This is a genomic window from Bradyrhizobium sp. U87765 SZCCT0048, from assembly GCF_018131225.1.
Taxonomy (GTDB): Bacteria; Pseudomonadota; Alphaproteobacteria; order Rhizobiales; family Xanthobacteraceae; genus Bradyrhizobium_A.
In genome coordinates this window covers 1,455,605-1,482,149 of the sequence record NZ_JAFCMM010000001.1, presented here as the reverse complement: position 1 = coordinate 1,482,149, position 26,545 = coordinate 1,455,605, and the positions used below count along the sequence as shown (strand labels likewise).

The 26,545-nt window shown below is 66.7% G+C and carries 23 protein-coding genes; 16 read left to right on the top strand and 7 right to left on the bottom strand.

Annotation, left to right across the window (positions count from 1 at the left end):
- Positions 1 to 60: 60 nt before the first annotated feature.
- Entirely contained in the window at positions 61 to 282 is a 222-nt protein-coding gene (locus JQ639_RS06400) for an acyl-CoA carboxylase biotin carboxyl carrier protein subunit (RefSeq protein ID WP_211970353.1), read from the bottom strand.
- 214 nt (positions 283 to 496) lie between these two features.
- Between JQ639_RS06400 and JQ639_RS06395 the strand changes: the two genes are divergently transcribed.
- The 4 genes from JQ639_RS06395 to mctP all read left to right on the top strand — a co-directional run bounded on the left by JQ639_RS06395 (position 497) and on the right by mctP (position 4,771).
- Entirely contained in the window at positions 497 to 1,489 is a 993-nt protein-coding gene (locus JQ639_RS06395; protein ID WP_211970352.1) for an IclR family transcriptional regulator, read from the top strand.
- Positions 1,398 to 2,954: an acyl-CoA carboxylase subunit beta gene (locus tag JQ639_RS06390; RefSeq protein WP_211970351.1), complete on the top strand. Its 1,557-nt coding sequence runs from the start codon at positions 1,398 to 1,400 to the stop codon at positions 2,952 to 2,954. The genes JQ639_RS06395 and JQ639_RS06390 overlap by 92 nt, the downstream gene beginning before the upstream one ends.
- 148 nt (positions 2,955 to 3,102) lie before the next feature.
- Positions 3,103 to 3,300, top strand: a complete 198-nt coding sequence (locus JQ639_RS06385; protein WP_211970350.1) for a DUF3311 domain-containing protein — start codon at positions 3,103 to 3,105, stop codon at positions 3,298 to 3,300.
- Positions 3,290 to 4,771 carry a monocarboxylate uptake permease MctP gene (gene mctP, locus JQ639_RS06380; protein WP_211970349.1) on the top strand — a complete coding sequence of 494 codons (1,482 nt, stop codon included), beginning with the start codon at positions 3,290 to 3,292 and terminating at the stop codon, positions 4,769 to 4,771. The genes JQ639_RS06385 and mctP overlap by 11 nt, the downstream gene beginning before the upstream one ends.
- 3 nt (positions 4,772 to 4,774) lie before the next feature.
- Here mctP and JQ639_RS35795 read toward each other — a convergent pair whose 3' ends face one another.
- Both JQ639_RS35795 and JQ639_RS06375 read right to left on the bottom strand, forming a co-directional pair.
- On the bottom strand, positions 4,775 to 4,861 hold the full coding sequence (locus JQ639_RS35795; protein WP_371745185.1) for a zinc-finger domain-containing protein: 87 nt from the start codon (positions 4,859 to 4,861) through the stop codon (positions 4,775 to 4,777).
- An 18-nt stretch (positions 4,862 to 4,879) separates the two neighbouring features.
- The gene (locus JQ639_RS06375) at positions 4,880 to 6,499 is read right to left on the bottom strand and encodes a GMC family oxidoreductase (protein ID WP_211970348.1); all 1,620 of its coding nucleotides are present in this window, start codon (positions 6,497 to 6,499) and stop codon (positions 4,880 to 4,882) included.
- A gap of 252 nt (positions 6,500 to 6,751) precedes the next feature.
- Here JQ639_RS06375 and JQ639_RS06370 point away from each other — a divergent pair, with 252 nt between their 5' ends.
- On the top strand, positions 6,752 to 7,927 hold the full coding sequence (locus JQ639_RS06370; RefSeq protein ID WP_211970347.1) for a M20 aminoacylase family protein: 1,176 nt from the start codon (positions 6,752 to 6,754) through the stop codon (positions 7,925 to 7,927).
- On the opposite strand, the gene JQ639_RS06365 is transcribed toward JQ639_RS06370, so the two are convergent.
- Together JQ639_RS06365 and JQ639_RS06360 are read right to left on the bottom strand one after the other, a co-directional pair.
- Positions 7,928 to 9,367: a UdgX family uracil-DNA binding protein gene (locus JQ639_RS06365; protein ID WP_211970346.1), complete on the bottom strand. Its 1,440-nt coding sequence runs from the start codon at positions 9,365 to 9,367 to the stop codon at positions 7,928 to 7,930.
- Positions 9,368 to 9,379: 12 nt separating this feature from the next.
- Entirely contained in the window at positions 9,380 to 10,621 is a 1,242-nt protein-coding gene (locus JQ639_RS06360) for a putative DNA modification/repair radical SAM protein (protein WP_211970345.1), read from the bottom strand.
- A gap of 161 nt (positions 10,622 to 10,782) precedes the next feature.
- On the opposite strand from JQ639_RS06360, the gene JQ639_RS06355 reads away from it, so the two are divergent.
- From JQ639_RS06355 to JQ639_RS06335, 5 genes are all read left to right on the top strand, one after another.
- Positions 10,783 to 11,577 (top strand): ImuA family protein, encoded by a 795-nt coding sequence (locus JQ639_RS06355; RefSeq protein ID WP_211970344.1) that lies wholly within the window; start codon positions 10,783 to 10,785, stop codon positions 11,575 to 11,577.
- The gene (locus JQ639_RS06350; RefSeq protein ID WP_211970343.1) at positions 11,471 to 13,072 is read left to right on the top strand and encodes a Y-family DNA polymerase; all 1,602 of its coding nucleotides are present in this window, start codon (positions 11,471 to 11,473) and stop codon (positions 13,070 to 13,072) included. Before JQ639_RS06355 ends, JQ639_RS06350 begins: the two co-directional genes overlap by 107 nt.
- Entirely contained in the window at positions 13,069 to 16,404 is a 3,336-nt protein-coding gene (locus JQ639_RS06345) for an error-prone DNA polymerase (RefSeq protein ID WP_211970342.1), read from the top strand. Before JQ639_RS06350 ends, JQ639_RS06345 begins: the two co-directional genes overlap by 4 nt.
- Before the next feature lie 166 nt (positions 16,405 to 16,570).
- Positions 16,571 to 17,272: an SDR family oxidoreductase gene (locus JQ639_RS06340; protein ID WP_211970341.1), complete on the top strand. Its 702-nt coding sequence runs from the start codon at positions 16,571 to 16,573 to the stop codon at positions 17,270 to 17,272.
- 37 nt (positions 17,273 to 17,309) lie between these two features.
- The gene (locus JQ639_RS06335) at positions 17,310 to 19,169 is read left to right on the top strand and encodes an acetyl-CoA hydrolase/transferase C-terminal domain-containing protein (RefSeq protein ID WP_211970340.1); all 1,860 of its coding nucleotides are present in this window, start codon (positions 17,310 to 17,312) and stop codon (positions 19,167 to 19,169) included.
- Positions 19,170 to 19,208: 39 nt separating this feature from the next.
- Here the strand turns inward: JQ639_RS06335 and JQ639_RS06330 are convergent, their stop codons facing one another.
- Positions 19,209 to 19,988 (bottom strand): enoyl-CoA hydratase, encoded by a 780-nt coding sequence (locus JQ639_RS06330; protein WP_211970339.1) that lies wholly within the window; start codon positions 19,986 to 19,988, stop codon positions 19,209 to 19,211.
- 155 nt (positions 19,989 to 20,143) lie between these two features.
- Positions 20,144 to 20,917: a hypothetical protein gene (locus JQ639_RS06325; protein WP_211970338.1), complete on the bottom strand. Its 774-nt coding sequence runs from the start codon at positions 20,915 to 20,917 to the stop codon at positions 20,144 to 20,146.
- Positions 20,918 to 21,149: 232 nt separating this feature from the next.
- On the opposite strand from JQ639_RS06325, the gene JQ639_RS06320 reads away from it, so the two are divergent.
- From JQ639_RS06320 to JQ639_RS06295, 6 genes are all read left to right on the top strand, one after another.
- Entirely contained in the window at positions 21,150 to 21,695 is a 546-nt protein-coding gene (locus JQ639_RS06320) for a sigma-70 family RNA polymerase sigma factor (RefSeq protein ID WP_211970442.1), read from the top strand.
- 1 nt (position 21,696) lies between these two features.
- A complete protein-coding gene (locus JQ639_RS06315; protein WP_211970337.1) occupies positions 21,697 to 22,335 on the top strand; it encodes an NrsF family protein in 639 nt (212 codons plus the stop codon).
- 215 nt (positions 22,336 to 22,550) lie between these two features.
- Positions 22,551 to 23,120: a sigma-70 family RNA polymerase sigma factor gene (locus JQ639_RS06310; RefSeq protein WP_211970336.1), complete on the top strand. Its 570-nt coding sequence runs from the start codon at positions 22,551 to 22,553 to the stop codon at positions 23,118 to 23,120.
- The gene (locus JQ639_RS06305; protein ID WP_211970335.1) at positions 23,117 to 23,791 is read left to right on the top strand and encodes a hypothetical protein; all 675 of its coding nucleotides are present in this window, start codon (positions 23,117 to 23,119) and stop codon (positions 23,789 to 23,791) included. Before JQ639_RS06310 ends, JQ639_RS06305 begins: the two co-directional genes overlap by 4 nt.
- Positions 23,792 to 23,890: 99 nt before the next feature.
- Entirely contained in the window at positions 23,891 to 25,432 is a 1,542-nt protein-coding gene (locus tag JQ639_RS06300; RefSeq protein ID WP_249123671.1) for a S8 family serine peptidase, read from the top strand.
- A 515-nt stretch (positions 25,433 to 25,947) separates the two neighbouring features.
- A complete protein-coding gene (locus JQ639_RS06295) occupies positions 25,948 to 26,460 on the top strand; it encodes an OmpA family protein (RefSeq protein ID WP_249123670.1) in 513 nt (170 codons plus the stop codon).
- Positions 26,461 to 26,545 lie beyond the last annotated feature (85 nt).

Genomic DNA, 26,545 nt, shown 5'->3' with positions numbered 1-26,545 from the left:
GTTTGAAAGTTCAATTTTTGTTTCAGCCGGGTTAGCCACATGGCTTCTCGCTGATCATCTCTAAGTCTCAACGATTGCAATCGTTTGTCCCTCGGCGACCATGTCGTCGACGCCGACGAGCACCGACTTGATCGTGCCGGCCGCCGTCGCTGCGATCGGGATCTCCATTTTCATGGCTTCCACAAGCGCGATGTCGTCGCCTTCCGCGACGCTTTCGCCGGCTTTCATCAGCAAATCGCAGATGCGGCCTGCGACTTCTGTCGTGATCTTGATGTCTCCCACGTCACCTCCCTGAACGGTCATAGCTGTCTTGCGCACACACGCTACGCAAGTTTGCGTCCCGGCGCCTTTGCCGGTTGTCGCCCGAGATTGCCTGAGGTAGCGTATCGCACAAGTGGAATTATATTCCGCAGAGCGAAATTGAGGGAGTGAGCATGCGACATCCAGCAAGTCCCGGAAATGCCCATCTGGTCACGCGTGTGGGGGAGGCTGCCTGATGGGACGTCGATCCGAACGCCTGGGCCGGCACGGCCAAGTCGCTGTCGATGGCACCGTGGAGAACGATGTCATCCAGGTGGTGTCGCGCGCCTTCGATGTGATGCGCTGCTTCGAGGGCTATGAGTCCAGGCTCGGCAATCTCGAGATCGCCAATCGCTGCCGTCTGCCGCGTTCCACCGTCTCGCGCCTCACCCACACGCTGACCCGCATGGGGCAGCTCGTTTACCTCCCGCAAGATCAGAAGTATCGCCTCGGTCCCGGCGCCGTCGCGATGGGTTCGCAGATGATGCGCGGGCTGCGCTTCCGCGCGCTGGTGCGGATGCGGATGCAGGAAATGGCTGAACGCATTCCCGGCACTATCGGCCTTGTCGCGCCCGACCGCTTCCACATGGTCTATCTCGAATACGCGCGCGCCTATGATGCGGTCGGCCTGCAGTCGACCACCGGCAGCCGCATCGAGATCGCGCGCACCGCGGCCGGCCATGGCTACACCGCGGCGCTGCATCCCGATGCCTATGCGGCGCTGATGGCGGACATGGAGCGCGAGATCCCGCAGGACGCGAAGCTGCTGCAGCCGCGGATCGAGGCCAACCGCCGCTCGCTACGCGACAACGGCTATGTCATCTCCTGCGGTTTGTGGAACCCGCATATCAACGGCATCTCCGTGCCGATCTGGTCGCCGCAGTATCGCGACTATCTGGTGATCACCGTCGGCCTGCTGGCCGGCATGTATGACGAGGCGCGCATGCGGGTGGAGGTCGCGCCGGAGCTGCTGAAACTGTCGCGAGCGGTGATCGGCATGTCCGACAGCGTCGAGGACAATCCTTTCGTGGAAGCGCCGTCGGCGCGTCCGATCCGGAAGGGGCCATCGATTGTCGCCGGCGTCAGGGAGATGCGGAATGAACTGGAAGCCGGAGCTGGACGAGCTGACGCGGCGGCAAGCCTTCGCGCAGCAGATGGGCGGCGCCGGGAAAGTCAGGCGGCAACATGATGCGGGACGCCTGACGGTCCGTGAACGGATCGACAGGCTGCTCGACGCCGGCAGCTTCCACGAGATCGGCGCCATCGCCGGCAGCGGCGAATATGACGACAACGGTGATCTCGTCGACCTCACCCCGGCGAACTGCGTGTTCGGCCGGGGGCGGGTCGATGGCCGCACCGTCGTCGTGGTCGGCGACGATTTCACCGTGCGGGGCGGCTCGGCCGATGCGTCGCTGCCGCAGAAGCCGCTGATGGCGGAAACGATGGCGGCGGATTTCCGCCTGCCCATCATTCGTGTGATCGAGGGCTCCGGCGGCGGCGGTTCGGTGAAGACCATCGAGACGCGCGGCGCGGCGAACCTGCCGGGCGGCATTGGCGGCACGATGGGGTTCTACTTCACGACCACCAATCTTGCGCAGGTGCCGGTGGTCGGTCTCGGGCTCGGCTCGGTCGCGGGCCTTGGTGCGGCGCGGCTTGCCGCCAGCCACTATTCGGTGATGACCGGGACGTCGGCGATGTTCGTGGCGGGGCCTCCGGTGGTGGCGCGGCTCGGCGAAAAACTCGACAAGCAGGAACTCGGTGGCTGGGAGATCCAGACGCGCAGCGGTGCGGTCGATCATGCGGTCGACACCGAGGAGGAGGCATTCGCCTGCGCGCGGCGTTTTCTGTCCTATCTGCCGTCGTCGGTCTACGAACTGCCGCCAACGCTGGCCTGCGACGACGATCCCGAACGCGCCGACGAAAGTCTGCTGAAGGCCGTGCCGCGCAACCGCCGGCAGGTCTACAAGATGCGGCCGATCATCGACAGCGTCGTCGATCGCGGCACGTTCTTCGAGATGGGACAGAACTTCGGCCGCTCGATCATCACCGGTCTCGCACGGCTTCACGGCCGGGCGGTCGCGCTGATGGCGAGCGATCCCTATCACTACGGCGGAGCGTGGACGGCCGAGGCCTGCCAGAAGATCGTTCGGTTCGTCGATCTCGCCGAGACCTTTCATCTGCCCGTGGTCTATCTCGTCGATTGTCCCGGGTTCCTGATCGGGCTGGAGGCGGAACGCGCGGCCACGATCCGTCATGGCGTTCGCGCCATGGCGGCGATCAACCAGACGCGGACGCCGTGGTGCACGGTGATCATCCGCAATGCGTTCGGCGTCGCCGGCGCCGTCAATCAGCCGGCCGGCCGGCTGTCGCTGCGTTATGCCTGGCCGTCGGGCTATTGGGGGTCGCTGCCGCTCGAAGGCGGCATCGAGGCGGCTTATCGCGCCGAGATCGACGCCGCCCATGATCCGCAGGCCAAGCTGGCGGAGATCGAGGCGCGCCTCAACAAGCTGCGTTCGCCATTTCGCACTGCCGAAAAGTTCTGGGTCGAGGAGATCATCGATCCCCGAAAGACACGATCACTGTTATGTGATTTCGCCCGCCTGGCTGAACCTGTGCGCACGCCCGGCCCTGTCACAATGGCGATGCGGCCCTGATTTCACGGCGTTGCGCGTGAGCGCGACGCATGGCTGACCATCGGCGAGACGCCTCACGTTCGACGACGCGGCGCTTTACGGCATGGCGCGGTCTGGCTATCCAAGTGACGTCACTTTCGCGCCGTCATCGATGCGAGGCCGGATCGTCATGAAAACGCGCACGCAAAACCGGTGGCTTTGGCTGCTGGCTCTTCCCTACATCGGACTGCTCTGGGTCCCGTTCTACAATCAGCACGACCCGGTCCTGTTCGGCTTTCCCTTCTTCTACTGGTACCAGCTGGCCTGGGTGCCCATCACCTCGCTCCTGATCTGGATCGCCTATCGGGGAGTGAAAGATGAAGACTGAAGTCGATACCGTCGCCCTCGGCGTTTTCATTTTCTTCTTCATCCTGGTCACCATCATGGGCTTCGTCGCCGCCAAGTGGCGGCGTCCGGAAACCCTGGCACGCATCGACGAATGGGGCCTCGGCGGCCGCAACTTCGGCACCTGGATCACCTGGTTCCTGATCGGCGGCGACTTCTATACCGCCTACACCGTCATCGCCGTGCCGGCGCTGGTCTATGCGACCGGCGCCTACGGCTTCTTCGCGCTGCCCTACACGATCGTGGTCTATCCCTTCGTGTTTGCGGTGATGCCGAAGTTGTGGGAAGTCGCCAAGACGCACAATTACATTACCGCGGGCGACGTGGTGCGCGGGCAGTATGGTTCGAAGACGCTGGAGCTCGCGGTCGCCATCACCGGCGTCATCGCCACCATGCCCTATATCGCCCTGCAGTTGATCGGCATGGCGGCGGTCATCAAGGCGCTGGGACTGACCGGCGAGACGCCGCTGATCATCGCCTTCCTCGTGCTGGCGTTCTACACCTACTCGTCGGGCCTGCGCGCGCCGGCGCTGATCGCCTTCGTCAAGGACATCATGATCTATATCGCCGTGATCGCCGCGGTGGCGTTGATCCCGTCGAAACTCGGCGGTTACGGTGCGGTGTTCGCGGCGGCGGATGCCGCATTCAAGGCCAAGGGCTCCGGTGGCATCCTGCTCGGGGGCAACCAGTATGTCGCCTATGCGACGCTGGCGCTGGGGTCTGCGCTCGCCGCCTTCATGTATCCGCACACCCTGACCGGCATCTTCGCCAGCAACGGTGCCAACACCATCCGCAAGAACGCCATCCTGCTGCCGGCCTACACGCTGTTGCTCGGCTTGCTGGCGCTGCTCGGTTACATGGGCATCGCCGCGCATCTGCAGGTCGCCAGCAACAATGACGTAGTGCCGGCGCTGTTCCAGACGCTGTTCCCGAGTTGGTTCGCCGGCTTTGCGTTCGCGGCGATTGCGATCGGCGCACTGGTGCCGGCGGCGGTGATGAGCATCGGCGCGGCCAACCTGTTCACCCGCAACTTCTGGCGCGCCTATGTCAATCCCGACATCTCCGATGCCGGCGAGGCGCAGGTTGCCAAGATCACCTCGATGGTGGTGAAGGTGGGGGCGCTGGCCGCGATCGTCTTCCTGCCGCTGCAGTTCGCTCTTGATCTGCAACTGCTCGGCGGCATGTGGATCATCCAGACGCTGCCGGCACTGGTGTTCGGTCTGTTCGTCGGCTGGTTCCGTGCGCCGGCGCTGCTCGCCGGCTGGGCGGTCGGCTTCTTCGGCGGCACCTACTTCGCCTTCTCCGATGGATTGAAGCCGCTGCACACCTTGCATCTCGGCGACACCGCCATCACGCTCTACACCGGGCTGCTGGCGCTCGCGCTCAACATCGCCGTGGCGGTGATCGTGAACCTGGTGGTGCCCGCGAACAAGCCGGTGGTCGCCGCCGGCTGATCGTCAGGCGTTGCCGGCGCGGCCTGCGCCGCATCGACCGACACAAAATGGCCGGGCATGTGTCCGGCCATTTTTCTTTTTTAATGTGATCGGCGCATCGCGAAAGCCTCAGCGCGCATCCTCGACCATCATCGCCGATCCCTTTTCGGCGATCATCGCGGTCGGCGTGTTGGTGTTGCCCGAGGTGATGGTCGGCATCACCGAGGCATCGATCACCCGCAGGCCGCCGAGGCCATGCACGCGCAGCCGTTCGTCCACCACCGCCGTGGCGTCGTCGGCGCGGCCCATCTTTGCGGTGCCGACCGGATGGAAGATGGTGGTGCCGATATCGCCGGCGGCCTTGGCCAGCGAGCCGTCGTCGTCGCCGACCCTGGGGCCGGGCAGGTACTCGTCGGGCCGGTAAGGGGCGAGCGCGGCCTGTTTCATCAGCCGGCGTGTCACGCGGATCGCATCCGCGGCGACCTGGCGATCGTCGGCGGTGGCGAGATAGTTCGGCGCGATGATCGGCGGCGTATCGGGCTTGCTGTCGCGCAGGCGAATGGCGCCGCGCGAGGACGGGCGCAAGTTGCAGGCGGCGACGGTTATGGCAGGGAAGCGGTGCAGCGGCTCGCCGAACTTGTCGAGCGACAGCGGCTGCACGTGGAACTGGATGTTGGCGCGCTCCTGGTGCGGATCGGAGCGGGTGAAGATGCCGAGTTGCGACGGCGCCATGGTCAGCGGTCCGCGCCGGCGCAGCAGATAGTCGAGCCCCATCAGGCCGCGGCGCGGCAGCGAGTAGTAGGTCTCGTTGAGGGTGCGGATGCCATTGACCTTATAGATCGCGCGCTGCTGCAGGTGGTCCTGCAGGTTGCGGCCGACGCCGTCGCGTTCGAGCACGGTGTCGATGCCGAGCGGCGCCAGCCATTCGCGCGGGCCGATGCCGGAGCGGTGCAGCACCTGCACCGAGCCGATCGACCCCGAGCACAGCACGACCTCGCCGCGCGTGCGGGCTTCGACGATCTCGCCGCCTTGGATGAAGCGGACGCCGACGGCGCGGCCGTTCTCGACGATCAGGCGGTCGACCAGTACGCCGGTTTCGAGCCGCAGGTTCGGCCGGTTCAGCGCCGGCTTGAGGAAGCCGCGCGCCGACGACCAGCGCCGGCCGCGCTTCTGGTTGACATGGAAGTAGCCGATGCCTTCATTGTTGCCGGTGTTGAAGTCCGCGGTGCGCGGGATGCCCATCTCCGCAGCCGCATTCGCGACCGCATCCAGCACGTCCCATGACAGCCGTGGCGCCTCGATGCGCCAGCCTCCACCGACGCCGTGCATGTCGCTGGCGCCGAGGAAGTGATCCTCCAGGCGCTTGAACGCCGGCAACACGTCGTCCCAGCCCCAGCCGGCGAGGCCGAGCTGGCGCCAGTAGTCGTAGTCGGCCGCCTGTCCGCGCATCGAGATCATGGCGTTGATGGCGGAGGAGCCGCCGATCACCTTGCCGCGCGGGTAGGCGAGCGCCCGGCCGTTGAGGCCGGCTTCGGGCTCGGTGCGGAACATCCAGTCGGAGCGCGGATTGCCGATGGCGAAGAGGTAGCCGACCGGGATGTGAAACCAGATCCAGTTGTCGCGGCCGCCGGCCTCCAGAATCAGCACCCGCCGGCGTGGATCCGCCGACAGGCGGTTGGCCACGATGCAGCCGGCCGTGCCGGCGCCCACCACGATGTAGTCGAAATCCCCCTCGAGCCGCCTGGTCATTCCACCCCGTCACGTCACATGTCGTCATTCTGTCACGGGTTTTAGAGCATTTTTTCCCTGTCCGGGGAACGTGCGGAAAAGCCATATCCGTTGTGCGAAATGCCTGTGTTCGGGGCGATTCGGCCCTCGTGGTGACCGTTTTTGCCGCATCGCCGATCTTGGGCGAGAGCCCCGGCCCATGGTAGCCTCAAGGGGATCGCAAATGGTCGCCGTCTCCGCGGCGGCTGTATTTTTGGTTTTTGGTAGGACGTCATGCCCATCGTCAATCGGATCGCCGAACTTCACCCCGACATTACGGCCTGGCGGCGGGATCTGCATGCCCATCCCGAACTGATGTACGACGTGCACCGCACGGCGGCGTTCGTGGCCGAGCGGCTCAAGGAGTTCGGCTGCGACGAGGTGGTCACGGGCCTTGGCCAGACCGGCGTCGTCGGCGTCATCAGGGGGCGCAAGGCGGCGGAGGGCCGCAACGTCCGCGCCATCGGCCTGCGTGCCGACATGGATGCGCTTCCGATCGAGGAGGAGACCGGCGTTCCCTACAAGTCGACCACGCCGGGCAAGATGCATGCCTGCGGTCATGACGGCCACACCGCGATGCTGCTCGGTGCCGCGCGCTATCTCGCCGAGACGCGCAACTTCGCTGGCGACGCCGTGGTGATCTTCCAGCCGGCCGAGGAGGGCGGCGCAGGCGCGGCCGCCATGATCAAGGACGGCCTGATGGATCGTTTCGCGATCGATCAGGTCTACGGCATGCACAACATTCCGGGCATGCCGATCGGCAGCTTCGCCATCCGTCAGGGGCCGCTGATGGCCTCGATGGACAAGCTCGCCATCCGCATCGAGGGCAAGGGCAGCCACGCGGCCATGCCGCACAAGGGCATCGACCCGATCCTCGCCGGCTCGCAGCTGGTCACCGCGCTGCAGAGCATCGTCTCGCGCAGCGTCGATCCCCTTGAGTCCGCCGTGGTGTCGATCTGCAGCTTCCACGCCGGCCACACCACCAACGTCATTCCGCAATCGGCGGAACTGCTCGGCACCGTGCGCGTGCTGAAGCCGAAGATGCGCGACCTCGTGCAGCAGCGCGTGCAGGAGGTGGTGGCGGGCGTGGCGCAGGCCACCGGTGCGGCCATCGAGCTCGACTACAACCGCGGCTATCCGGTGCTGGTCAATCATCCCGACCAGACCGATATCGCCCTGAAGACCGCGGCCGAGATCGCCGGCGAGGCCAACGTCAACGCCAACGCCATCCCGATCATGGGCGCGGAGGATTTCGCCTACATGCTGGAAGCGCGTCCCGGCGCCTTCATCTTCATGGGCAACGGCGACAGCGCCGGCCTGCATCACCCCGCCTACAACTTCAACGATGAGGCGATCGTCCATGGCTCGTCGTACTGGGTGAAGCTGGTCGAGGGCACGCTGCCGGCCTGATCAGGCCGCGTCCGCCTGGCGCAGCGCCTTCGCGACCAGTTCGAGATCTGCGACGAAGGCCGCGTACTGCGCGGCCTTTTCGTTTTCGTCGGGCAGCCGCAGCAGATAGGACGGATGCACGGTGACGATCGCCTGCGCGCCGTCGTCGAGATCGATCAGCCGGCCGCGGCTCTTGCCGATCGGCGTTGCCTTGCCGAACACGCAATGCGCGGCGGTTGCTCCCAGCGCGACCACCAGGGTTGGCTTCACCAGCGCGCGCTCGCGCGCATACCACGGGCGGCACGCCTTGATCTCGCCGGCGTTCGGCTTCTGGTGCAGGCGGATCTTGCCGCGTGGCACGAACTTGAAATGTTTTACAGCATTGGTGACATAGACCTTGTCGCGGTCGATGCCGGCCTCGGCGAGCGCGCGGTCGAGCATCTGTCCAGCGGGGCCGACGAACGGCCGGCCGGCGAGGTCTTCCTTGTCGCCGGGCTGCTCGCCGACCATCATCACCGGCGCGTGGGGTGGCCCTTCGCCGAACACGGTCTGGGTCGCATCCTGCCACAGGTGGCAGGCGCGGCAGGCCATCGCCTCCTGGCGCAGATGCGCCAGCGCGTCACTGGTCGCGGGAGACTTGTCCATCACGGCGTCCTTTCGCTGCGGTGATCCATGCGGCGCGGTCGGCGGCTGGGCAACCATGTCCTGCGTCCGCTGGCCGGCTTTTCGGATCAGCGGGTCAATCAGCGAGGCCTCCGGCAGGTTCCGCCAGTACTTCACCGGCATCTCCGCCTTCATCGCCCGGACCTTGAGACGGGCCGGATTGAAGATGCTGGCGTAATAGGTGCGCCAGACGGTTTCCAGCGGATCGCCGGCCGGCGCGTCGGCCTTCGTCGCGCCTTCGGTGAACACGGTGTGGGAGCCGTCCCAGTGGGCGCAGCGGTCGGGGGTGAGGATGGACCAGGCCATGTCGGCGAAACGCTGCGCGAAGAATGGCGCGGTCGCCTCGACGATGTAATGAGCCGGTTCGAACCAGGCGACGTAGCGCGACTCGCGCTCGCGGCCGATCTCGCGGAAGCGGACGAAGGCCTGCATCTTGTGTTCATCGCGATGGACGTCGCGGGCAAGGCTGCCGATCCGCATGACATCCTCGTCGGTGGCGAGGCGCATCAACTCGGGTTCGGCGCGCAGGCGCCACAGCAGACGGTAGAGCAGGGCAAAACGCTGCGGCTCGCGGTTGAGAATGGCGCTGCGCGCCAGATTCATGAAGGCCGCGGGAACGTGCACGGCGGCGGCGTTGCCGTCCGGCTGTGGCAGCGGCGTCGGCGCGAACAGTACGGCCGCGCGGCCCTCGACATCCCAGGCGATGTCTGCCGGCGCGACATCGGCGCGCAGCAATGTACGCGCCGCCGTGCGCCAGCCTTCGAAATCGGTGTCGCTGGCAAGCAGGATATGATGCATGGTCGGGCCTCCTCACTCGAACACGAAACCAAGTTGTGCGGCGGGCGGCCGCAGGCGCTCGCGCAGGCGGTTGTCGTCGAGCTGGGACGGCGCGGGCGTGTGATCGGCGAGCGTGATGAACGGCAGCGTCTTGCGCCGCGGCACGTGCAGCCGCGCGAGATCGGCGACGCGCAGCCGTGTCAGGCGGCGGGCGTCGAGGATGCTGGCGACGGTGCGCGTACCGAAACCGGGCACGCGCAGCAGCTCCTCGCGGCTGGCGCGGTTGACGTCGACCGGAAAGCGCTCGCGGTGGCGCAGCGCGTAGGCGAGCTTCGGATCGATGTCGAGCGGCAGCATGTCGTCTTCGAGCGGGCTCGTCAGCTCGCCGAGGTCAAAACCGTAGAAGCGCAGCAGCCAGTCGGCCTGGTAGAGCCTGTGCTCGCGCACCAGCGGCGGTGCCTGCAGCGGCAGCGCGCGGCTGGCGTCGGGGATCGGGCTGAAGGCCGAATAGTAGACGCGCTTGAGATTGTACGAGCCATAGAGGTTGACGCTGGTCTGCAGGATGGTCCTGTCGCTGGCGGTGTCGGCGCCGACGATCATCTGGGTGCTCTGGCCCGCCGGGGCGAAGCGCGGCGCCGTCTTGCCGCGGTGGCTCCTGCCTTCGCGGGCTTCGTCCAGCTTGAGGCGCAGCCGGCCCATGGTGCGGCGGATGGCGCGCACGTCCTTTTCGGGAGCGAGCGTCGCGAGACTGCTTTCGGTCGGGACCTCGATGTTGATGCTGAGACGGTCGGCATATTTGCCGGCCTCGGTGATCAGCCGCTCGTCGGCGTCGGGGATGGTCTTGAGATGGATGTAGCCGCGGAAGTGATGGTCCTCGCGCAGGCTGCGCGCGACCCGCACCACCTGCTCCATGGTGTAGTCGGGGCTGCGGATGATGCCCGACGACAGGAACAGGCCCTCGATATAGTTGCGGCGATAGAAGGCGATGGTCAGTTTCACCACCTCGTCCACGGTGAAGCGGGCGCGCGGCACGTTGCTGGAGGCGCGGTTGACGCAGTAGAGGCAGTCGAAGCTGCAGGCGTTGGTCAGCAGCACTTTCAGCAGCGAGATGCAGCGCCCGTCCGGCGCATAGGAGTGGCAGATGCCCATGCCGGGGGCGGTCGAGCCGAGGCCCTTGCCGTCGGAGGAGTCCCGCGCCTCGGTGCCGCTGGAGGCACAGGAGGCATCGTACTTGGCGGCATCGGCCAGGATTTCGAGCTTGCGTCGCACGTCCATTCGATCAGGTCTCTGTTTTTATTCAGGAAAATAGCATCGGGAAAAGTCGCATTGACTCCGGCAGCCGGCTTTGCTTCACTGGAACATACCATGAACAAATGGCGCGGTCATTCGTTCAATCCGGGCGAATGATGTCAGGCCAGAGTTTTCAGGAGCGGCGCATGAGCGGCGCGCGCACGAGCACGCTTGCGACCTTGCGTGGAGCGATCGAACGCCTCGAGGCGGGCGAGACGCGCCATGCGGTGGCGCGCGTCGAACTCGGCCATCGCGGGGCGGATGCGACGCTGCAAGGCGGGGTCGTGCGCAGTGCGTTGCACGAGGTCTTTGCGCCGGAGACCCGTCAGACCGCATCCGCCACCGCGTTCGCCGCCGGCCTCGCCTGGCGCTGCGCGATGTCGCGTCCGCTGTTGTGGGTGCGGCAGGATTTTGGCCCGGGAGAAACCGGTGCGCTGTCGATGGGCGGGCTCGCCGAGCTCGGGCTCGATCCGCGCCGTATTGTGATGGTGCAGGCCACCGATATCGACATGGGGCTGCGCGTCACCGCCGATGCGCTCGCCTGTTCCGCGCTCGGGGCCGTGGTGCTCGATGTGTGGGGCGGCGCGCGCCAGTTCGACAGTGTCGCCAGCCGCAAGCTCACACTGGCGTCGCAGGCCTCGGGCGTCACCTGCCTGGTGTTGCGCACGGCCGCGGCACCGGTGGTGAGTACCGCCGAGACGCGCTGGGTCGTGCGTTCGGCACGCTCGCGCAGGACAACGGCATGGAGCGCATGGGGGGCGCCACAGCTAGACGTCGCGTTGGTTCGTCATCGTCATGGCCAGACCGGCCAGTGGATCATGGAATGGATGTGTGATGAGTGCCTTTTCCGTGAACCGTCGGCGCATTCTCAGCCTGCGGCTGCCACGCCTTCCTATCGACCGCCTGCGCCGCCGGCTGTCGCGCACCGCCGCGCCGGCTGACGTCGCGTCGTCGCCGTCCGTCCCGTGGGTGGTCGTCGGCAAGGTGGTCAACGCTCTGGTGATCACCGCGCTCGACGAGGTCGCGACGGCCTGCGGGCTCGAGGTCGGACAGCCGCTGGCCAATGCCCGCGCCATCTGTCCCGACCTGCAGGTGTTCGACGCCGACGAGGCCGCCGATGCGCAGGCGCTCGGCGCCATTGCCGACTGGTGTGATCGCTTCACACCCCTCGTGGCGTTCGATCCGCCGCACGGCCTGCTGCTCGACGTCTCCGGTTGCGCCCACCTGTTCGGTGGGGAGGCGGCGCTGATCGACACGCTGTGTGCCGCGCTCGCCCGGCAGGGGTTTGCCGTGAGCGCGGCGATCGCCGGCACGCCGGCCTGTGCCCGGGCGGTGGCATTTGCCGGGCGCGGGCGCGTGGTGGCACCGGGCGAGGAGGCCGCCGCAGTCCATCCCCTGCCGGTCTATGCGCTCGGCGCGGATGATGCAGTGACGCGCGGCCTGCGCCGCGCCGGCCTCAAGACCATCGGCGATGTCGCCTCGCGCGCGCCGCATGAGATCACGGCCCGCTTCGGCGCCGCTTTCACCGCGACGCTGCAGCAGGCGCTGGGGCGCGGCGACGCGCCGATCTCGCCGCGCCACCCGTTGCCCGACTACATGGCGGAGAAACGCTTTCCCGAACCGGTGGCGTCCGACGGGGCGATCATGGGTACGCTCGATGCGCTGGCGCGCATGCTGGTGACGACCATGGAGCGTCATGGCAAGGGCGCGCGCCGGCTGACAGCGGCGTTCTTCCGTACCGATGGGGCCGTGCGCACGCTTGCGGTCGAGGCTGGACGTCCCATCACCCGGACGGCGGTGGTGGAGCGGCTGTTTCGTGAACGCGTGGCCGCGCTTGCCGACCCGCTCGATCCCGGTTTCGGCTTCGACCTGATCCGGCTGTCGGCGAGCCATGTCGAGACGGTGGTGCAGGAGCAGCGCGACCTCGACGCCCACGCCCACGATGCGGACGAACTGTCGGCGCTGGTCGACCGCATCGCAGCGCGCATCGGCGGCCATCGTGTCGTCGTGCATCTGCCGCAGGATACCCACGTCCCCGAGCGTGCGGAGATTGCCGTGCCGGCCCAGCATCGCCTCGACGCCGCAGGGGTAGCGACGTGGCCGGCACGCATCGCGGCCGAGCCGCCGCTGCGGCCGCTGCGGCTGTTCGAAACACCCGAGCCGGTGGAGGCCATCGCCGAGGTGCCTGACGGCCCGCCGGCGCGCTTCAAGTGGCGGCGTGCCACCCATGCGGTGGTGCATGTCGAGGGTCCGGAACGCATCGCCATGGAGTGGTGGCGGCAGGACGAGGCGCTGCCCACGCGGGATTATTTTCGTGTCGAAGACGAAGCCGGCCTGCGCTTCTGGCTCTACCGTGACGGTCTCTACGGCGAGATGCACGATGCCGACGGCAAGGCCGTATCGCCGCGATGGTTCATGCACGGGCTGTTCGCATGAGTACGCCCGGCTATGCCGAGATCGGCATCACCACCAATTTCTCGTTCCTGCACGGCGGCTCGCATCCGCAGGAATATGTCCATGAGGCGAGCCGTCTGCGCCTGCCGGCGATCGGCCTTGCCGATCGCAACACGCTCGCGGGTGTGGTGCGGGCCTACAGCGAGCTCGGCAATGACGAGGTCACGCACAAGCCGAAACTCTTGGTCGGCGCGCGGCTGGTCTTCATGGATGGCACGCCCGATATCCTGGTCTATCCGCGCGACCGCGCCGCCTATGGCCGGCTCTGCCGGCTGCTCAGCCGCGGCAAGCTCGCCGCCGGCAAGGGCGAATGTCATCTCGCGCTGCCGGATCTGCTGGATTTTTCCGAGGGCCAGCTGCTGGTGCTGGCGTTGCCGCATCGTTTCGACGCTGCGGCGGCCCGGGCCTTGCTGGCGACATTGCGCGCCAGCGGCGCCGATGGCGTCTGGCTTGCCGCGAGCCTGCTGTACCGCGGCGACGACCGGCGGCGGCTGGCGCAGTTGCAGCACATTGCCGCGACCGCCCATGTGCCGCTGCTCGCCACCAACGAGGTGCTTTACCACGATCCCGGTCGCCGCCCGCTGCAGGACGTGCTGACCTGCGTGCGGGAGAAGACCACCATCGAGGCGGTTGGCCGGCGGCTCGCGGCGAATGCCGAGCGCCATCTCAAGCCGGCGGCGGAAATGGCGCGGCTGTTTCGTGATCTGCCGGACGCGGTCGCGGAGACCCTGCGCTTCGCCGACCGCATCACCTTTTCGCTCAGCGAGCTCAGGTACCAGTATCCCGACGAGCCGATCCCGCCGGGCAAGACGGCGCAACAGCATCTGCAGGATCTGGTGCGGGACGGCATTGCGCAGCGCTATCCCGGCGGCATCGAGCCGAAGGTGCAAAAAACCATCGACAAGGAACTGGCGCTGATCGCGACCCTTGACTACGCGCACTACTTCCTGACCGTCCACGACATCGTGCGCTATGCGCGTTCGAAAGACATCCTGTGCCAGGGGCGGGGGTCTGCGGCCAATTCGGCGGTGTGCTACGTACTCGGCATCACCTCGGTCGATCCGACCAAGGTCGACCTGCTGTTCGAGCGCTTCCTGTCGCAGGAGCGCAGCGAGCCGCCGGACATCGATGTCGATTTCGAGCACTCGCGGCGCGAAGAGGTGATGCAGTATGTCTTCAACCGCTATGGCCGTCACCGCGCCGCCATTGTCGCCACCGTGATCCACTACCGGCCGCGCAGTGCCATCCGCGATGTCGGCAAGGCGCTGGGGTTGACCGAAGACGTCACCGCGGCCCTCGCCGACACGGTGTGGGGCAGCTGGGGCGATGGCCTCAGCGACATGCAGATCAGGCAGGCCGGTCTTGATCCCGCCAATCCGATGATCCGGCGCGCGGTCGAACTCGCCGGCGAATTGATCAAGTTTCCCCGGCACCTGTCGCAGCATGTCGGTGGTTTCGTGCTGACCCAGGACCGGCTCGACACCTATGTGCCGATCGGCAATGCCGCGATGGACGACCGCACCTTCATCGAGTGGGACAAGGACGACATCGATGCGCTGAACATGATGAAGGTCGACGTGCTGGCGCTGGGCATGCTGACCTGCATCCGCAAGTGCTTCGATTTGATCGATGACCACAAGGGCAAGCGCTGGGAACTGGCGACGATCCCACCCGAAGAGAAACCTGTCTACGACATGCTGTCGCGCGGCGAGTCCCTCGGCGTGTTCCAGGTCGAGAGCCGCGCCCAGATGAACATGCTGCCGCGGCTTAGGCCGCGCACTTTCTACGATCTCGTGATCGAGGTCGCCATCGTGCGGCCGGGGCCGATCCAGGGCAACATGGTTCACCCCTATCTCAAACGCCGCAATGGTATTGAGAAGGTGGTATATCCGTCACCGGCGCCGGAGCACGGTCCGGCGGATGAATTGGAAAACGTGCTAGGGCGCACCCTTGGCGTGCCGCTGTTCCAGGAACAGGCGATGCGGATCGCCATCGAGGCGGCCAGGTTCACACCGGACGAGGCCAACCAGCTGCGTCGCGCCATGGCCACGTTCCGTCACATGGGCACGATCCATACCTTCGAACAGAAGATGATCGGCAATCTGACCGCGCGCGGCTATCCCAAGGAATTCGCCGAAAACTGCTTCAACCAGATCAAGGGATTTGGCGAATATGGTTTTCCGGAAAGCCATGCCGCGAGCTTCGCGCAACTGGTCTACGTGTCGTCCTGGCTGAAGCATTTCCATCCCGACGCGTTCGCCTGCGGCCTGCTCAACTCCCAGCCGATGGGATTCTATGCGCCGGCGCAGATCGTCAGCGACGCCCGCAAGAACGGTGTCGTGATCCGTGACATCGACGTGTCGTTCAGCGAGGGCCAGAACACGCTGGAGGATCGCTGCGGCCGCTATCATGCGCTCCGGCTCGGTTTCCGCCAGATCGATGGATTCCATGTGTTGGATCCCGATGTCAGGGACGAGGACGCGGCGGCGATGCGGGCGCGGCAGGCGGACGCCTGGGACATGCGGATCGCGCGGGCCCGCGCACGCCGGCCGTTCACGTCACTGGAGGAGTTTGCCCGCGACACCGGCCTGCCCAAGCGGGCGCTGATTCTGCTCGCCGACGCCGATGCGTTCCGCTCGCTCGGCCTCGACCGCCGTTCGGCTCTGTGGGCGGTGCGCCGCCTGCCGGACGACGTGCCGCTGCCGCTGTTCGCCGCCGCCACCGCGCGTGAGCAGCCGGACGAGGCGGCGCAGCCGCTGCCGGACATGGCGCTGTCGGAACATGTGGTCGCTGATTACCAGACTATCCGGTTGTCGCTGAAGGGGCATCCGATGCAGTTCCTGCGGGAGCGTTTCACCCGCGAGCGCGTGCTGTCCTGCCGGGACGCAGTCGCACGGCCGAATGGCGCCAGGACGGCAGTCGCCGGCGTCATCCTGGTGCGGCAGCGGCCGGGCAGCGCCAAGGGCGTCGTGTTCCTGACCATCGAGGACGAGACCGGCATCGCCAATATCGTGGTATGGCCGAAGGTGATGGAGCGCTTCCGCAAGGAAGTGATGGGCGCGCGCCTTGTGCTGATTGAGGGGCGCATCCAGAGCGCGGAGGGTGTGACCCATCTCGTGGCCGAGCGGCTGATCGATCGCTCGCAGGATCTGGTGGGGCTCGCCAACGATGCGCTGGTGCGGCCGTTGCTGCCGGCCGCGGCGACACCGGGGTCACCGCTCGCCGTGGAGCGCGAAGACGCCAGCCTGCCGGCGCCGAAACACCGCCATCCCCGCAATGTCCGCATTCTGCCGGCGTCGCGCGATTTCCACTGACCGGGATAACAGCACGGCCCGGCGGCCGCCGCGCTGTCCGTTGTGGTGCGCCGCCGGCACGCGGCCATGCGCGTGAAGGCGCGCAATTCGCTTGACCACCCCATGCCCGATGGCGACATTGGCCGCATCTGAGCGGATTTGACATTCGCTGTCGGGAGAACAAGCGATGGCGCGGGAACGAGTTCTGGTGACCGGTGGTGCGTCGGGTATCGGCCGTGCGGCGGTCGAGCGATGTCGTGCCGACGGCTATGATGTCGTCAGCATCGACCGTGTCGGGGATGGCCTGATCGCCGACCTGTCCGATCCGCAGGCGACCGCCAGCGCATTGGCCAAAGCGCTCGAGGGCGGCCCGATCACCCGTCTCGTCAACAATGTCGGCACCGTGCGCCCGGCGTCGCTGGAAGAGCAGACGCTGGCGGATTTCGACGCGGTGATGCAGCTCAACGTCCGCTGCGCGATGCAGTGCCTGCAGGCGCTGCTGCCTAGCATGAAAGCGGCGGGTTTTGGCCGCGTTGTCAACGTGTCCTCGCGCGCCGCGCTCGGCAAGGAACTGCGCACCGTCTATGCCGGCTCCAAGGCTGCGCTGCAGGGCATGGCCAAGGTCTGGGCGCTCGAGCTCGGCGAGCACGGCATTACCGCCAACGCCATCGGCCCCGGGCCGATCAAGACCGAGCTGTTCGACCGCGCCAACCCGCCGGACAGCCCGCGCACGCAGGCCATCATCGACGCCGTGCCGGTGCGCCGGCTCGGGACGCCACAGGACATCGCCAGCGCGATTGCGTTCTTTCTGCACAAGGACAGTGGCTTCATCACCGGCCAGGTGCTCTATGTCTGCGGCGGCATGACCGTCGGCGCCGCCGGCGCCTGACGTCGATCTCATCCGCCTGCCGAATGCGAGCCTTGTGATGCCGAAGATCTTTTCCGATCCCCAAACGCTGGCGGAAGAGATCGTCAGGGACGTCGGCCGGCGGCTCGTCGTCGGCCTGCCGCTCGGCCTCGGCAAGGCGAACCATGTCGTCAATGCGCTGTTCGACCGTGCCGCCGCCGATCGCAGCATTCATCTGACGATCTTCACGGCGCTGACGCTGGAAAAGCCGCGACCGTCCGCCGAGATCGAGCGCCGCTTCATCATTCCGGTGATCGACCGCCTGTTCGGCGGCTATCCCGATCTTGCCTATGCCCGTGCGCTGCACGACGGCACGCTGCCGCCCAACGTCGAGGTGCTGGAGTTCTTTTTCCTTGCGGGGCGCTGGCTGCGCAATCCGCCGGCGCAGCAGAACTATATCGCCGCGAATTACACCCATGCGGCATCCTACCTGCAGGCGCGCGGTCTTAATGTCATCGCTCAGCTCGTCGCCAGGAAAGTGGTCGACGGCGTACCGCGCTATAGCCTGAGCTGCAACACCGACACGACGCTCGACGTGCTGCGTGCGGTTCGCGCGCGCGGTGGTGCGATGCCGAAGATGATCGCGCAGGTCAATTCCGAACTGCCGTTCATGCCGGGCGAGGGTGATCTTGCGGCGGATCAGTTCGACGCCGTACTGGAAGGGCCGGCCTGCGATTTCCCGCTGTTCGCCCCGCCATCCGAGCCGGTGAGCGATACCAAGTATGCGATCGGCTTGCATGCCGCCGGTCTTGTGCGCGACGGCGGCAGCCTGCAGATTGGCATCGGGCAGGTCGGCGATGCGCTGGCGCAGAGCCTGATCATCCGGCATCGCACGCCGGAGCGTTATCGCGACCTCGTCGCACGGCTGGCGCCGGGTGGGCCGCCGCCGGAGACCGGCCGCTTCGACAAGGGCCTCTACGGCGTCAGCGAAATGTTCTTCGAGGCGTTCCTGGCGCTGATCGAGGCCGGCATCCTGACGCGCGAGGCGGATGGTGCGCGCCTGCATGCGGCCTTCTTCCTCGGACCGAAATCGTTCTACCGCGCGCTGCGCGAGATGGCGCCGGCGGATCTCGACCGCATCCGCATGACGCCGGTGTCGTTCACCAACGAACTCTACGGTGACGAGGAAGGCAAGCGCCGCGCCCGGGTCGATGCCCGCTTCGTCAACAACGCCATGATGGCGACGCTGATGGGCGCGGTGATCTCCGACGGTCTTGACAACGGCCAGGTCGTCAGCGGCGTCGGCGGCCAGTACAATTTCGTCGCCCAGGCGTTCGCACTGGAGGGGGCACGTTCGATTCTGACGCTCGAGGCGACGCGCGGCACCGGCCGCAAGGCGACGTCGAACATTCTGTGGTCATACGGCCACCAGACCATTCCGCGTCATCTGCGCGATGTCATCGTCACCGAGTACGGCGTCGCCGACCTGCGCGGCAAGTCGGACGCCGACGTCATCGCCGCGATGCTGGCGGTGACGGATTCGCGTTTCCAGGGCGAACTGATGGCGCGGGCGAAGGAGGCGGGCAAGCTGCCGCAGTCCTATGTGATTCCGCCAGCACATCGTGACAACCTGCCGGAGCGGATCGCGGCGGCGCTGAAGCCCGCGCGTGACGCCGGACTGTTGCCGATGTTTCCGTTCGGGACAGACTTCACGGATGTCGAGCAGCGGTTGATTCCGGCGCTGCAGCTGTTGCGGGAGGCGTCCGCGTCGCCATGGGCGCTGCTCGATCTCGGGCGCGAGGGGCTGCTGGGCGCAGGCCCGACGGCTGATGACGTGGCGTGCCTTGCCCGCCTTGGTCTCGATCGTCCGAAAAGCGTCGCCGATCGGGTGTTCAGGCTGCTGGTCGGCGCGGCGCTGCGGCGCGCGCGCATGGCATGAGGAGAACGCGCGGCGCCGATGCGCCGCGCGCGGTATCGGTCAGCGGTTCCTGAATTTGGCTGGGCGCTTCTCGATGAAGGCGGCCATGCCTTCGGAGCGGTCTTCCAGCGCGAAGGTCGCGTGGAACAGGTCGCGTTCGACGTTCATGCCTTCGGCGAGGGGCGTCTCGAACGCGCGGTTGACCGCGCTCTTGGCCATCGCAGCTGCGGGCTGCGACATCGCGCCGATCTTCTCCGCCATCGCCATCGCTTCGTCGAACAGCTTGTCGGCCGGCAAGATGCGGCTGACGAGGCCGGAGCGCTCGGCCTCGGCGGCGTCCATCATTCGACCGGTCAGGCACAGATCCATCGCCTTCGACTTGCCGATGGCGCGGGTCAGGCGCTGCGTGCCGCCGATGCCGGGAATGGTGCCGAGCGTGATTTCGGGCTGGCCGAACTTGGCCGTGTCCGAGGCGACGATGATATCGCACATCATCGCGAGTTCGCAGCCGCCACCGAGGGCGTAGCCGCTGACGGCGGCGATGGTCGGCTTGCGGCATTCCGCCACGCGGCTGCCGCGCACGGAGTGGAAGTCGGTGTTGAACATGTCGACGAAGCCTTTCGGCTGCATCTCCTTGATGTCGGCGCCGGCGGCGAACGCCTTTTCGCTGCCGGTGATGAGGATGCAGCCGATCGCCGTATCCGCCTCGAGCTGGTCGATCGCGATGGCGATCTCGCCGAACACGCCGAACGACAGTGCATTCAGCATCTTCGGCCGGTTCAGCCGGATGACGCCGACCGCGCCCTTGTGTTCAACAATGATGTGCTCGAACGTGCTCATGATCCATCCCGTGACAGGTTTGAGGTTGGGCTGCTCATGTCGGACGCAGCCGTGGATGAGCCGCAATCTGCCTGCTGAGCGCTGCGGCTGCAAGACCGCGGCGACCATCGGATGGACGAGGGGAACGCCGGTCCGCGACCGGGCCGGGCGCGATCTCAGGCGATGAACATGCGCGCCGCGGATGCCAGTGTCAGCAGGCCGCCGACCGCGATGAAGATCTTGCCGATCATCGACGCCTGATTCCAGGTGTCGTTCGAGCTGGCGCTCGCGAGCTGGTTGTTCGACGATGTCGGACGCAGCACGCTCGACGCGGGCTTGTTGCTGGCGGCGCGATCGAGATCGTTGAGTTCGTCGGAGGCAACGACCTGACTGCCGGTCTCACCGCCACTGTTCGTTGCGGCCTTTGCGCTCTGGTCACTGGTGCTCAGCGTGTCGCCGGACGACAGCGGTTGGGCGCTCTTGTCGGCGGCGGGCAGCGCTTCGGTCGTGGGCGCGCCGATCATCTGGGCGTTGGCATCGGCGACAGAAGGCCACACGTTGTCCCTGGCGTTGCCCGGCCCGCCGGCCTTGCCGGACTCGGCGCCTGCTGCCGCATTCCTTGCGGTGGCCTTGCCCGCGGTTGCGTCCACCGACTTGTCGGTGTCGTCAACCTTGTTGCCGGCATCCTTTTGGGCCGCGCTGGCCTTGGCGTGCTTGTCGGCCTTGCGTGATGCATGGCGGGCATGGCGGCCCTTCTTCTGTGCCGTCGGCGCGGGCTCGGCGGACTGTGGCGCGTCGGTGGCCGCGGCGGCGTCCTGGGCTTCGCTAGCCTGTGCCAGCACGATGCGTTGGCAGTCGGAGGTTTCGCAGGCCAGCACCGGCGATGCCCAGATGGCAGCCAGTGTCGTGGCAGCGATGATGGCCGAACGCCCGTTGGCCCTGATCTTCATGGCAAATATCCCCGTTTGCCGTCCCCGGCCGAGGCACAGGAGCCCCCGGTCGTGACCGCCGTTGGGCAAAAAAAGGGAATCTTCAGCCTTGTGCAGGGCAAAAGCGCGGCACCCGGAGGAGGGCCTCCAAGTCTCTGGCCGGGGCCGGCAAATCCGCTTCGTTCACGATCGCGTGATTGCAAGATTGGTCCGTAACAACGTACGAGGAGGGGCGAATTTGAAGGGAGCGCCTGTGCGCGGACGTGACAGTGAATGGACCGGCCTGATGCGGGCGGCCAATGGGGGCGACAATGTCGCCTACCAGACATTGCTCCGGGCTGTGACGCCGGTCCTGCGCGCCGCCGCGCGTCGCGGACTGGCACGTGCGGGCCAGCCGGTCGATCACGCCGAGGATATCGTGCAGGACATTCTTCTCGCCGTGCATCTGAAGCGGCACACCTGGGACGAGAACGCGCCGTTCGCGCCATGGCTGTTCGCGATCGCCCGCAACAAGCTGATCGATGCGCTGCGCCGGCGGGGCCGGCGTGTCTTTGTCAATATCGATGACTTCGCCGAGGTGATTCCAGGCGAACCTGCCGAGGAGCCGTTGCCTTCGGTCGATGTCGCCGGCCAGTTGAAGACTTTGCCTGCCCGCCAGCGCGATGTGCTGCAGTCCATCGCGGTGGACAGCGCTTCGATCAGGGAGACGGCGGCGAAGCTGGCGATGAGCGAGGGCGCGGTCCGCGTCGCGCTGCATCGCGGACTCGCCAGTCTCGCCGCTCGTTTCCGGAAGGACTGAGATGGATACCGATCGCCTGATCCGCACCCTTGCCGCCGACAACGACTGGCGAACGCCGCCGGTTCGCATGTGGCTGACTGTCGGCCTGATCCTGGCGGCTGCAGTGTCATCGATGATCTTCATGATGACGCTGCACATGCGCCCGGACATCCACACCGCGATGCGCAATCCGTTCTTCGATCTCAAGTTCGCGGTGACGCTGGCGCTGGCCATTCCTGCCATCGCGCTGGCCATGCGGCTGGCGCGGCCGGATGCGCGGGTCGGCGGGCGAGCCTGGTGGCTGGCCCTGCCCGTCGGTCTCCTGGTGTGCGGCATCCTCGCCGAAGCGATGGTGCCCCAACGCCTGAGCTGGAGCACCCGGCTGGTCGGCAACAATGCCCGGGCCTGCATGATGGCGATCCCGGCGATGTCTGTGCCGCTGCTGGCCGCGTCGCTGGCGGCGCTGCGCCATGGCGCGCCGACCCGTCCGGCGATCGCTGGCGCGGTTGCGGGCTTCGTCTCGGCGGGCCTCGCGGCGACCCTCTATGCCTCGCACTGCACCGACGATTCCCCGCTGTTCGTCGCGACCTGGTACACGCTGGCGACGGCCATCGTGGCCGGGCTGGGAGCGCTGATCGGGCGGCGTGTGCTGCGGTTCTGATCGGGTAAAAGCCAGGAATTCAAATAGCTTAATCGATTATTGGTATTTTAATACCGATTGCGTGTCTGGACCGATGCCTTGCCCTGAGCCCTGATTCAGGGGCAATTTGCGCGGGCGCTTCCACCCGCTTCGATTTTCCAGGCATTTAGCGAAGATTTTCACGTGGCATTCGAACCTCCCTTCAAATCGCCCCGACCAACCCAGCGAGTTGGCCGTTGAGTGCCGTCCAGGCGGCTTCGGATGAGGCCCTGATCTCCCGGATTGCGTCCGGCGACCGGCTCGCCATGCAGGTGCTCTATGCAAGGCACCATGTGCGGGTGTTTCGCTTTGCGTTGCGGCTGGTGCGGAACGAACAGGTCGCGGAAGACCTCATCAGCGAGGTGTTCCTCGATGTGTGGCGTCAGGCCGGCAAGTTCGAGGGCCGCTCGGCGGTCTCGACCTGGCTGTTGGCCATCACCCGTTTCAAGGCATTGTCGGCCCTGCGCAAGCGTAAGGACGCAGAACTGGACGACGAGACCGCAGCGTCGATCGAGGATACCTCGGACGACCCCGAGGTCGCAGTCCAGAAGAAGGACAAGGGCGAGACGCTGAAACGATGTTTGACCGCACTTTCGCCCGAGCACCGGGAGATCGTCGATCTCGTCTACTACCACGAAAAGTCCGTGGAAGAGGTAGCCGAGATCGTCGGCATTCCGGAAAACACGGTCAAGACGCGGCTGTTTTACGCGCGCAAGAAACTTGCCGAGCTGCTGAAAGCAGCCGGCGTCGAACGAGGTTGGCCATGACCGCGACGAGCAAGAAAATTCCCGAGGGCGAGCCAGGCGAGCTCGAGGCGCTGCTGCCGTGGCACGCCAACGGCACGCTCAGCGCACGCGATGCGCGGCGGGTCGACGACGCGCTGCGGCGCGATCCCGCACTGGCGCGGCAGTACGCGGTGATCCAGGACGAGCAGGCCGGCGCCATCTATCTCAACGAGACTCTCGGTGCGCCGTCGGCGCGGGCGATGCAGAAGCTGTTCGCCGCGATCGATGCCGAGCCGGCGCCCACGCCGTCGGCGGCGGCCGGCCTGTCGGCGCGCGTCAATGCATTTTTCGCCAGCCTGTCTCCCCGCGTGCTGGCGTTGTCCGCCACCGCGGCTGCACTGCTGGTGCTGCTGCAGGCGGGCGTCATCGGCACCGTGCTGGTCAAGGATCGCGGCGGCTACCAGACCGCTTCGTACCAGGGAGCGCCGCAGGCCGCTGGCGCCGTGATGCTGATCCGCTTCGCGCCGGACGCGCGGGTCGCCGATATCAATGCGTTCCTCGGGACCTACAAGGGCTCGATTGTCGATGGTCCGAAGGCGGGCATGTTCCGTGTGCGGTTCGGTGACAGCGCGCTGTCGAAGGACGACCTGGCGAAGCTGACGTCGCAGATCCAGTCGGAAAAGATCGTCGGTTTCGTCGCCACGGCGGAGTGAGCGGCGTTGGCTTGTCGATGACGCGGCGCCCGGCTCGGGCGCACGCCACCGACGCGGCGGGATGCGAAGGTATCTGACGCTCAGGGCACGGAGGGGTGCATGACCAAGCCTCGGAGCGGTTCCACGGCCGGGCATCGCCGGATCGTGTTCGGCGCGATGATCGCGGCCGCCACGCTTGCGATGTCGTTCGCCGTCGCCCGCGCGCAATCGATCATGAACCGCGGCCCGCAGGTCAACTCCATCAATGTCGGGCCGCGCGTCGCCCCCACGGTGGCGCCGACCGTGAGCGCGACCGTCGGTCCGCGCATGCCGAACGTCAATCTCGGCAACGGCCTGACGCCGAATGTCCGCTATTCGCCCAACCTCAATTATCAGGACCCGACGACCAGGGGGCAGACCAAGTCCGCCTCCGGCAACTCAGCCGGACAGTCCGGCGGGGGATCGTCGCCGCGCGGCAAGAAGAACAGCGCGCCTGACAGTGACCGCCGCTTCGTGCCGCGCGAGCTCGTCATCGAGGTCGACGGCAATCCCACCGACGCAGAAGCCGACGCGATCGCGCGCCGCCACCGTCTGACGCGGCTGCAGTCGCAGAGTTTCCCGCTGATCGGCAGCACCATGTTCCGCTGGCGGATTCCTGACAATCGGTCGGTGAGCACCGTGGTGCGGGAACTGGTCGCCGACAATGTCATCAAGTCGGCGCAGCCGAACTATCGTTTCACGCTGCAGCAGGCGGCCGTGGCGGTGGCTGAGGGCGATCCGGCGCAGTATGCGCTGGCACGATTGCGGCTGCCCGAGGCGCACGGGCTCGCGCGTGGTGACAACATCACCATCGCGGTGATCGATTCCGGTATCGATGTCAGTCATCCCGAACTCGCCGGCGTGATCGGCGGCACCTTCGATGCGCTTGGCAGCAAGGAAGGGCCGCACGCGCATGGCACCGGCATTGCCGGCGTGATCGCCGCCCATGCCCGCCTGATGGGCACGTCGCCGTCGGCCAATCTTCTGGCGATCCGCGCCTTCGGCGTCGCCGGCAGCAGCGCCGAGAGCACCTCGTTCGTGCTGCTGCGCAGCCTCGACTACGCTGTGTCGAAGGGGGCTCGTGTCATCAACATGAGCTTCGCCGGCCCGGAAGATCCGCTGCTGGGCAAGAGTCTTGCCGCCGCGGCCGGCAAGGGCGTGATCCTGGTGGCGGCGAGCGGCAACGCCGGGCCGAAATCGCCACCGCTGTATCCCGCTGCTGATCGCAACGTCATCGCGGTCAGTGCGACCGATGCATCGGACAGGTTGTTTCCGGCCTCGAACCGCGGCAGCCACATCGCGATCGCCGCGCCCGGCGTCGATATTCTGACTTCCGCACCCGACGCCAAATATCAGGTGACGTCTGGCACGTCGTTCGCCGCAGCCTACATCAGTGGACTCGTGGCGCTGATGCTGGAGCGCAATCCGGCACTGACTGCGAGCGATGTGCGCGGCATTCTTGCCAAGACCGCGCAGGATCTCGGCGCGCCGGGGCGCGATGATCTGTTCGGTGCGGGACGCGCCGATGCGCTCGCGGCCGTGCAGGCCGCCGGCGCGCCAGTAGCGACGGCGAGCGGTTCGGGCGCTGCGGCCGGAGAAGCGCCGCAGCCGACTGAGCATTGAACGGCGGCGACGCGCTCAACCACGACGATCGGTTCCGAATGCCGTCGCGCGGAGCATCGCACGGCGTGCATGCGCAGCGACAATGGAATGACGGGTGTCCTGTCTAAGGCTGTCTCCCGATCGTTCGATACTCTCAAAAAAAATCGCCACCGCTTTGAACGTCTCGTGCGCTGCCGCGACTATCTGTTGTGGGAGGGGCAACCTTCCCGGGCTGTTCGGCGCGAGCGCCCATCCACCCACGTGCCGAAACGGCTGGACCCGCCCGGTTGTCCCCCCGGGCGGGTCCTTTTTCAATCGGATCGGCGATGAGGCGCGAGGCAGTCATTCGGTGGTGTCCCGAGGTTCCGCGCAGCGTTTTCCGTCGCGCGGGACTGGCCGTGCTGATCGCCGTATCGGCGCTGTCAATGTCTGCGCAGGCGCAATCCCTCGAAGACGAGATTCGCGCTGCGTTGCAGCCACCGCCGTCCCCGAGCCGCAGCGTCGGCATGGCCGCGCCGGCTGGTTCCAGAACGGATTTGAAAGTCGATCCGAAACCGGATGGCGAAGACAAGGCGAGGGCCGCCGCCGACAGGCGCCTCGTCGATACGCTGCGCAGCCGCTCGATCACCATCGAACCTGCGGCGCCGCCGACGGCGACGGAGCGGGCGCAGGTCTATGCGATCGCCAGCGTGAAGCCGGCGATCGATCTCGAGATTCTGTTCGACTCCGGCTCCGCCGTGATCGGCGCGCGGGCCACGCCAGCGCTTGCTGCGCTCGGGCAGGTGCTGTCGCGGCCCGAGTTCAGGGGACAGGTGTTTTTCATCAACGGGTACACCGACGCCAAGGGACCGGCGCTGGTGAACCAGCGCCTGTCGCAGCGCCGCGCCGACGCGGTGCGACGCACTCTGATCACCCGCTTTCATCTCGCACCCGATACGCTGATCGCGATCGGTTTCGGCAGCGAGCGGTTGAAGGCGCCGTCCAGTCCGTTCGCGCCCGAGAACCGCCGCGTCCAGGTCGTCAACACCACGGTGACGGCCGCGCGCTAGCGGAAGCCATATGTGCGGCGGCAAGACGCGGTCTCGCACCCGATGGTTTTCCAGCCCCATCAAATCGGATAGACGAGGGCTTTTG

Coding starts and splice junctions, on each gene's coding strand:
- JQ639_RS06395 (WP_211970352.1), top strand. CDS start 497: ATGGGACGTCGATCCGAACGCCTGGGCCGGCACGGCCAAGTCGCTGTC.
- JQ639_RS06390 (WP_211970351.1), top strand. CDS start 1,398: ATGAACTGGAAGCCGGAGCTGGACGAGCTGACGCGGCGGCAAGCCTTC.
- JQ639_RS06385 (WP_211970350.1), top strand. CDS start 3,103: ATGAAAACGCGCACGCAAAACCGGTGGCTTTGGCTGCTGGCTCTTCCC.
- mctP (WP_211970349.1), top strand. CDS start 3,290: ATGAAGACTGAAGTCGATACCGTCGCCCTCGGCGTTTTCATTTTCTTC.
- JQ639_RS06375 (WP_211970348.1), bottom strand. CDS start 6,499: ATGACCAGGCGGCTCGAGGGGGATTTCGACTACATCGTGGTGGGCGCC.
- JQ639_RS06370 (WP_211970347.1), top strand. CDS start 6,752: ATGCCCATCGTCAATCGGATCGCCGAACTTCACCCCGACATTACGGCC.
- JQ639_RS06365 (WP_211970346.1), bottom strand. CDS start 9,367: ATGCATCATATCCTGCTTGCCAGCGACACCGATTTCGAAGGCTGGCGC.
- JQ639_RS06360 (WP_211970345.1), bottom strand. CDS start 10,621: ATGGACGTGCGACGCAAGCTCGAAATCCTGGCCGATGCCGCCAAGTAC.
- JQ639_RS06355 (WP_211970344.1), top strand. CDS start 10,783: ATGAGCGGCGCGCGCACGAGCACGCTTGCGACCTTGCGTGGAGCGATC.
- JQ639_RS06350 (WP_211970343.1), top strand. CDS start 11,471: ATGAGTGCCTTTTCCGTGAACCGTCGGCGCATTCTCAGCCTGCGGCTG.
- JQ639_RS06345 (WP_211970342.1), top strand. CDS start 13,069: ATGAGTACGCCCGGCTATGCCGAGATCGGCATCACCACCAATTTCTCG.
- JQ639_RS06340 (WP_211970341.1), top strand. CDS start 16,571: ATGGCGCGGGAACGAGTTCTGGTGACCGGTGGTGCGTCGGGTATCGGC.
- JQ639_RS06335 (WP_211970340.1), top strand. CDS start 17,310: ATGCCGAAGATCTTTTCCGATCCCCAAACGCTGGCGGAAGAGATCGTC.
- JQ639_RS06330 (WP_211970339.1), bottom strand. CDS start 19,988: ATGAGCACGTTCGAGCACATCATTGTTGAACACAAGGGCGCGGTCGGC.
- JQ639_RS06325 (WP_211970338.1), bottom strand. CDS start 20,917: ATGAAGATCAGGGCCAACGGGCGTTCGGCCATCATCGCTGCCACGACA.
- JQ639_RS06315 (WP_211970337.1), top strand. CDS start 21,697: ATGGATACCGATCGCCTGATCCGCACCCTTGCCGCCGACAACGACTGG.
- JQ639_RS06305 (WP_211970335.1), top strand. CDS start 23,117: ATGACCGCGACGAGCAAGAAAATTCCCGAGGGCGAGCCAGGCGAGCTC.
- JQ639_RS06300 (WP_249123671.1), top strand. CDS start 23,891: ATGACCAAGCCTCGGAGCGGTTCCACGGCCGGGCATCGCCGGATCGTG.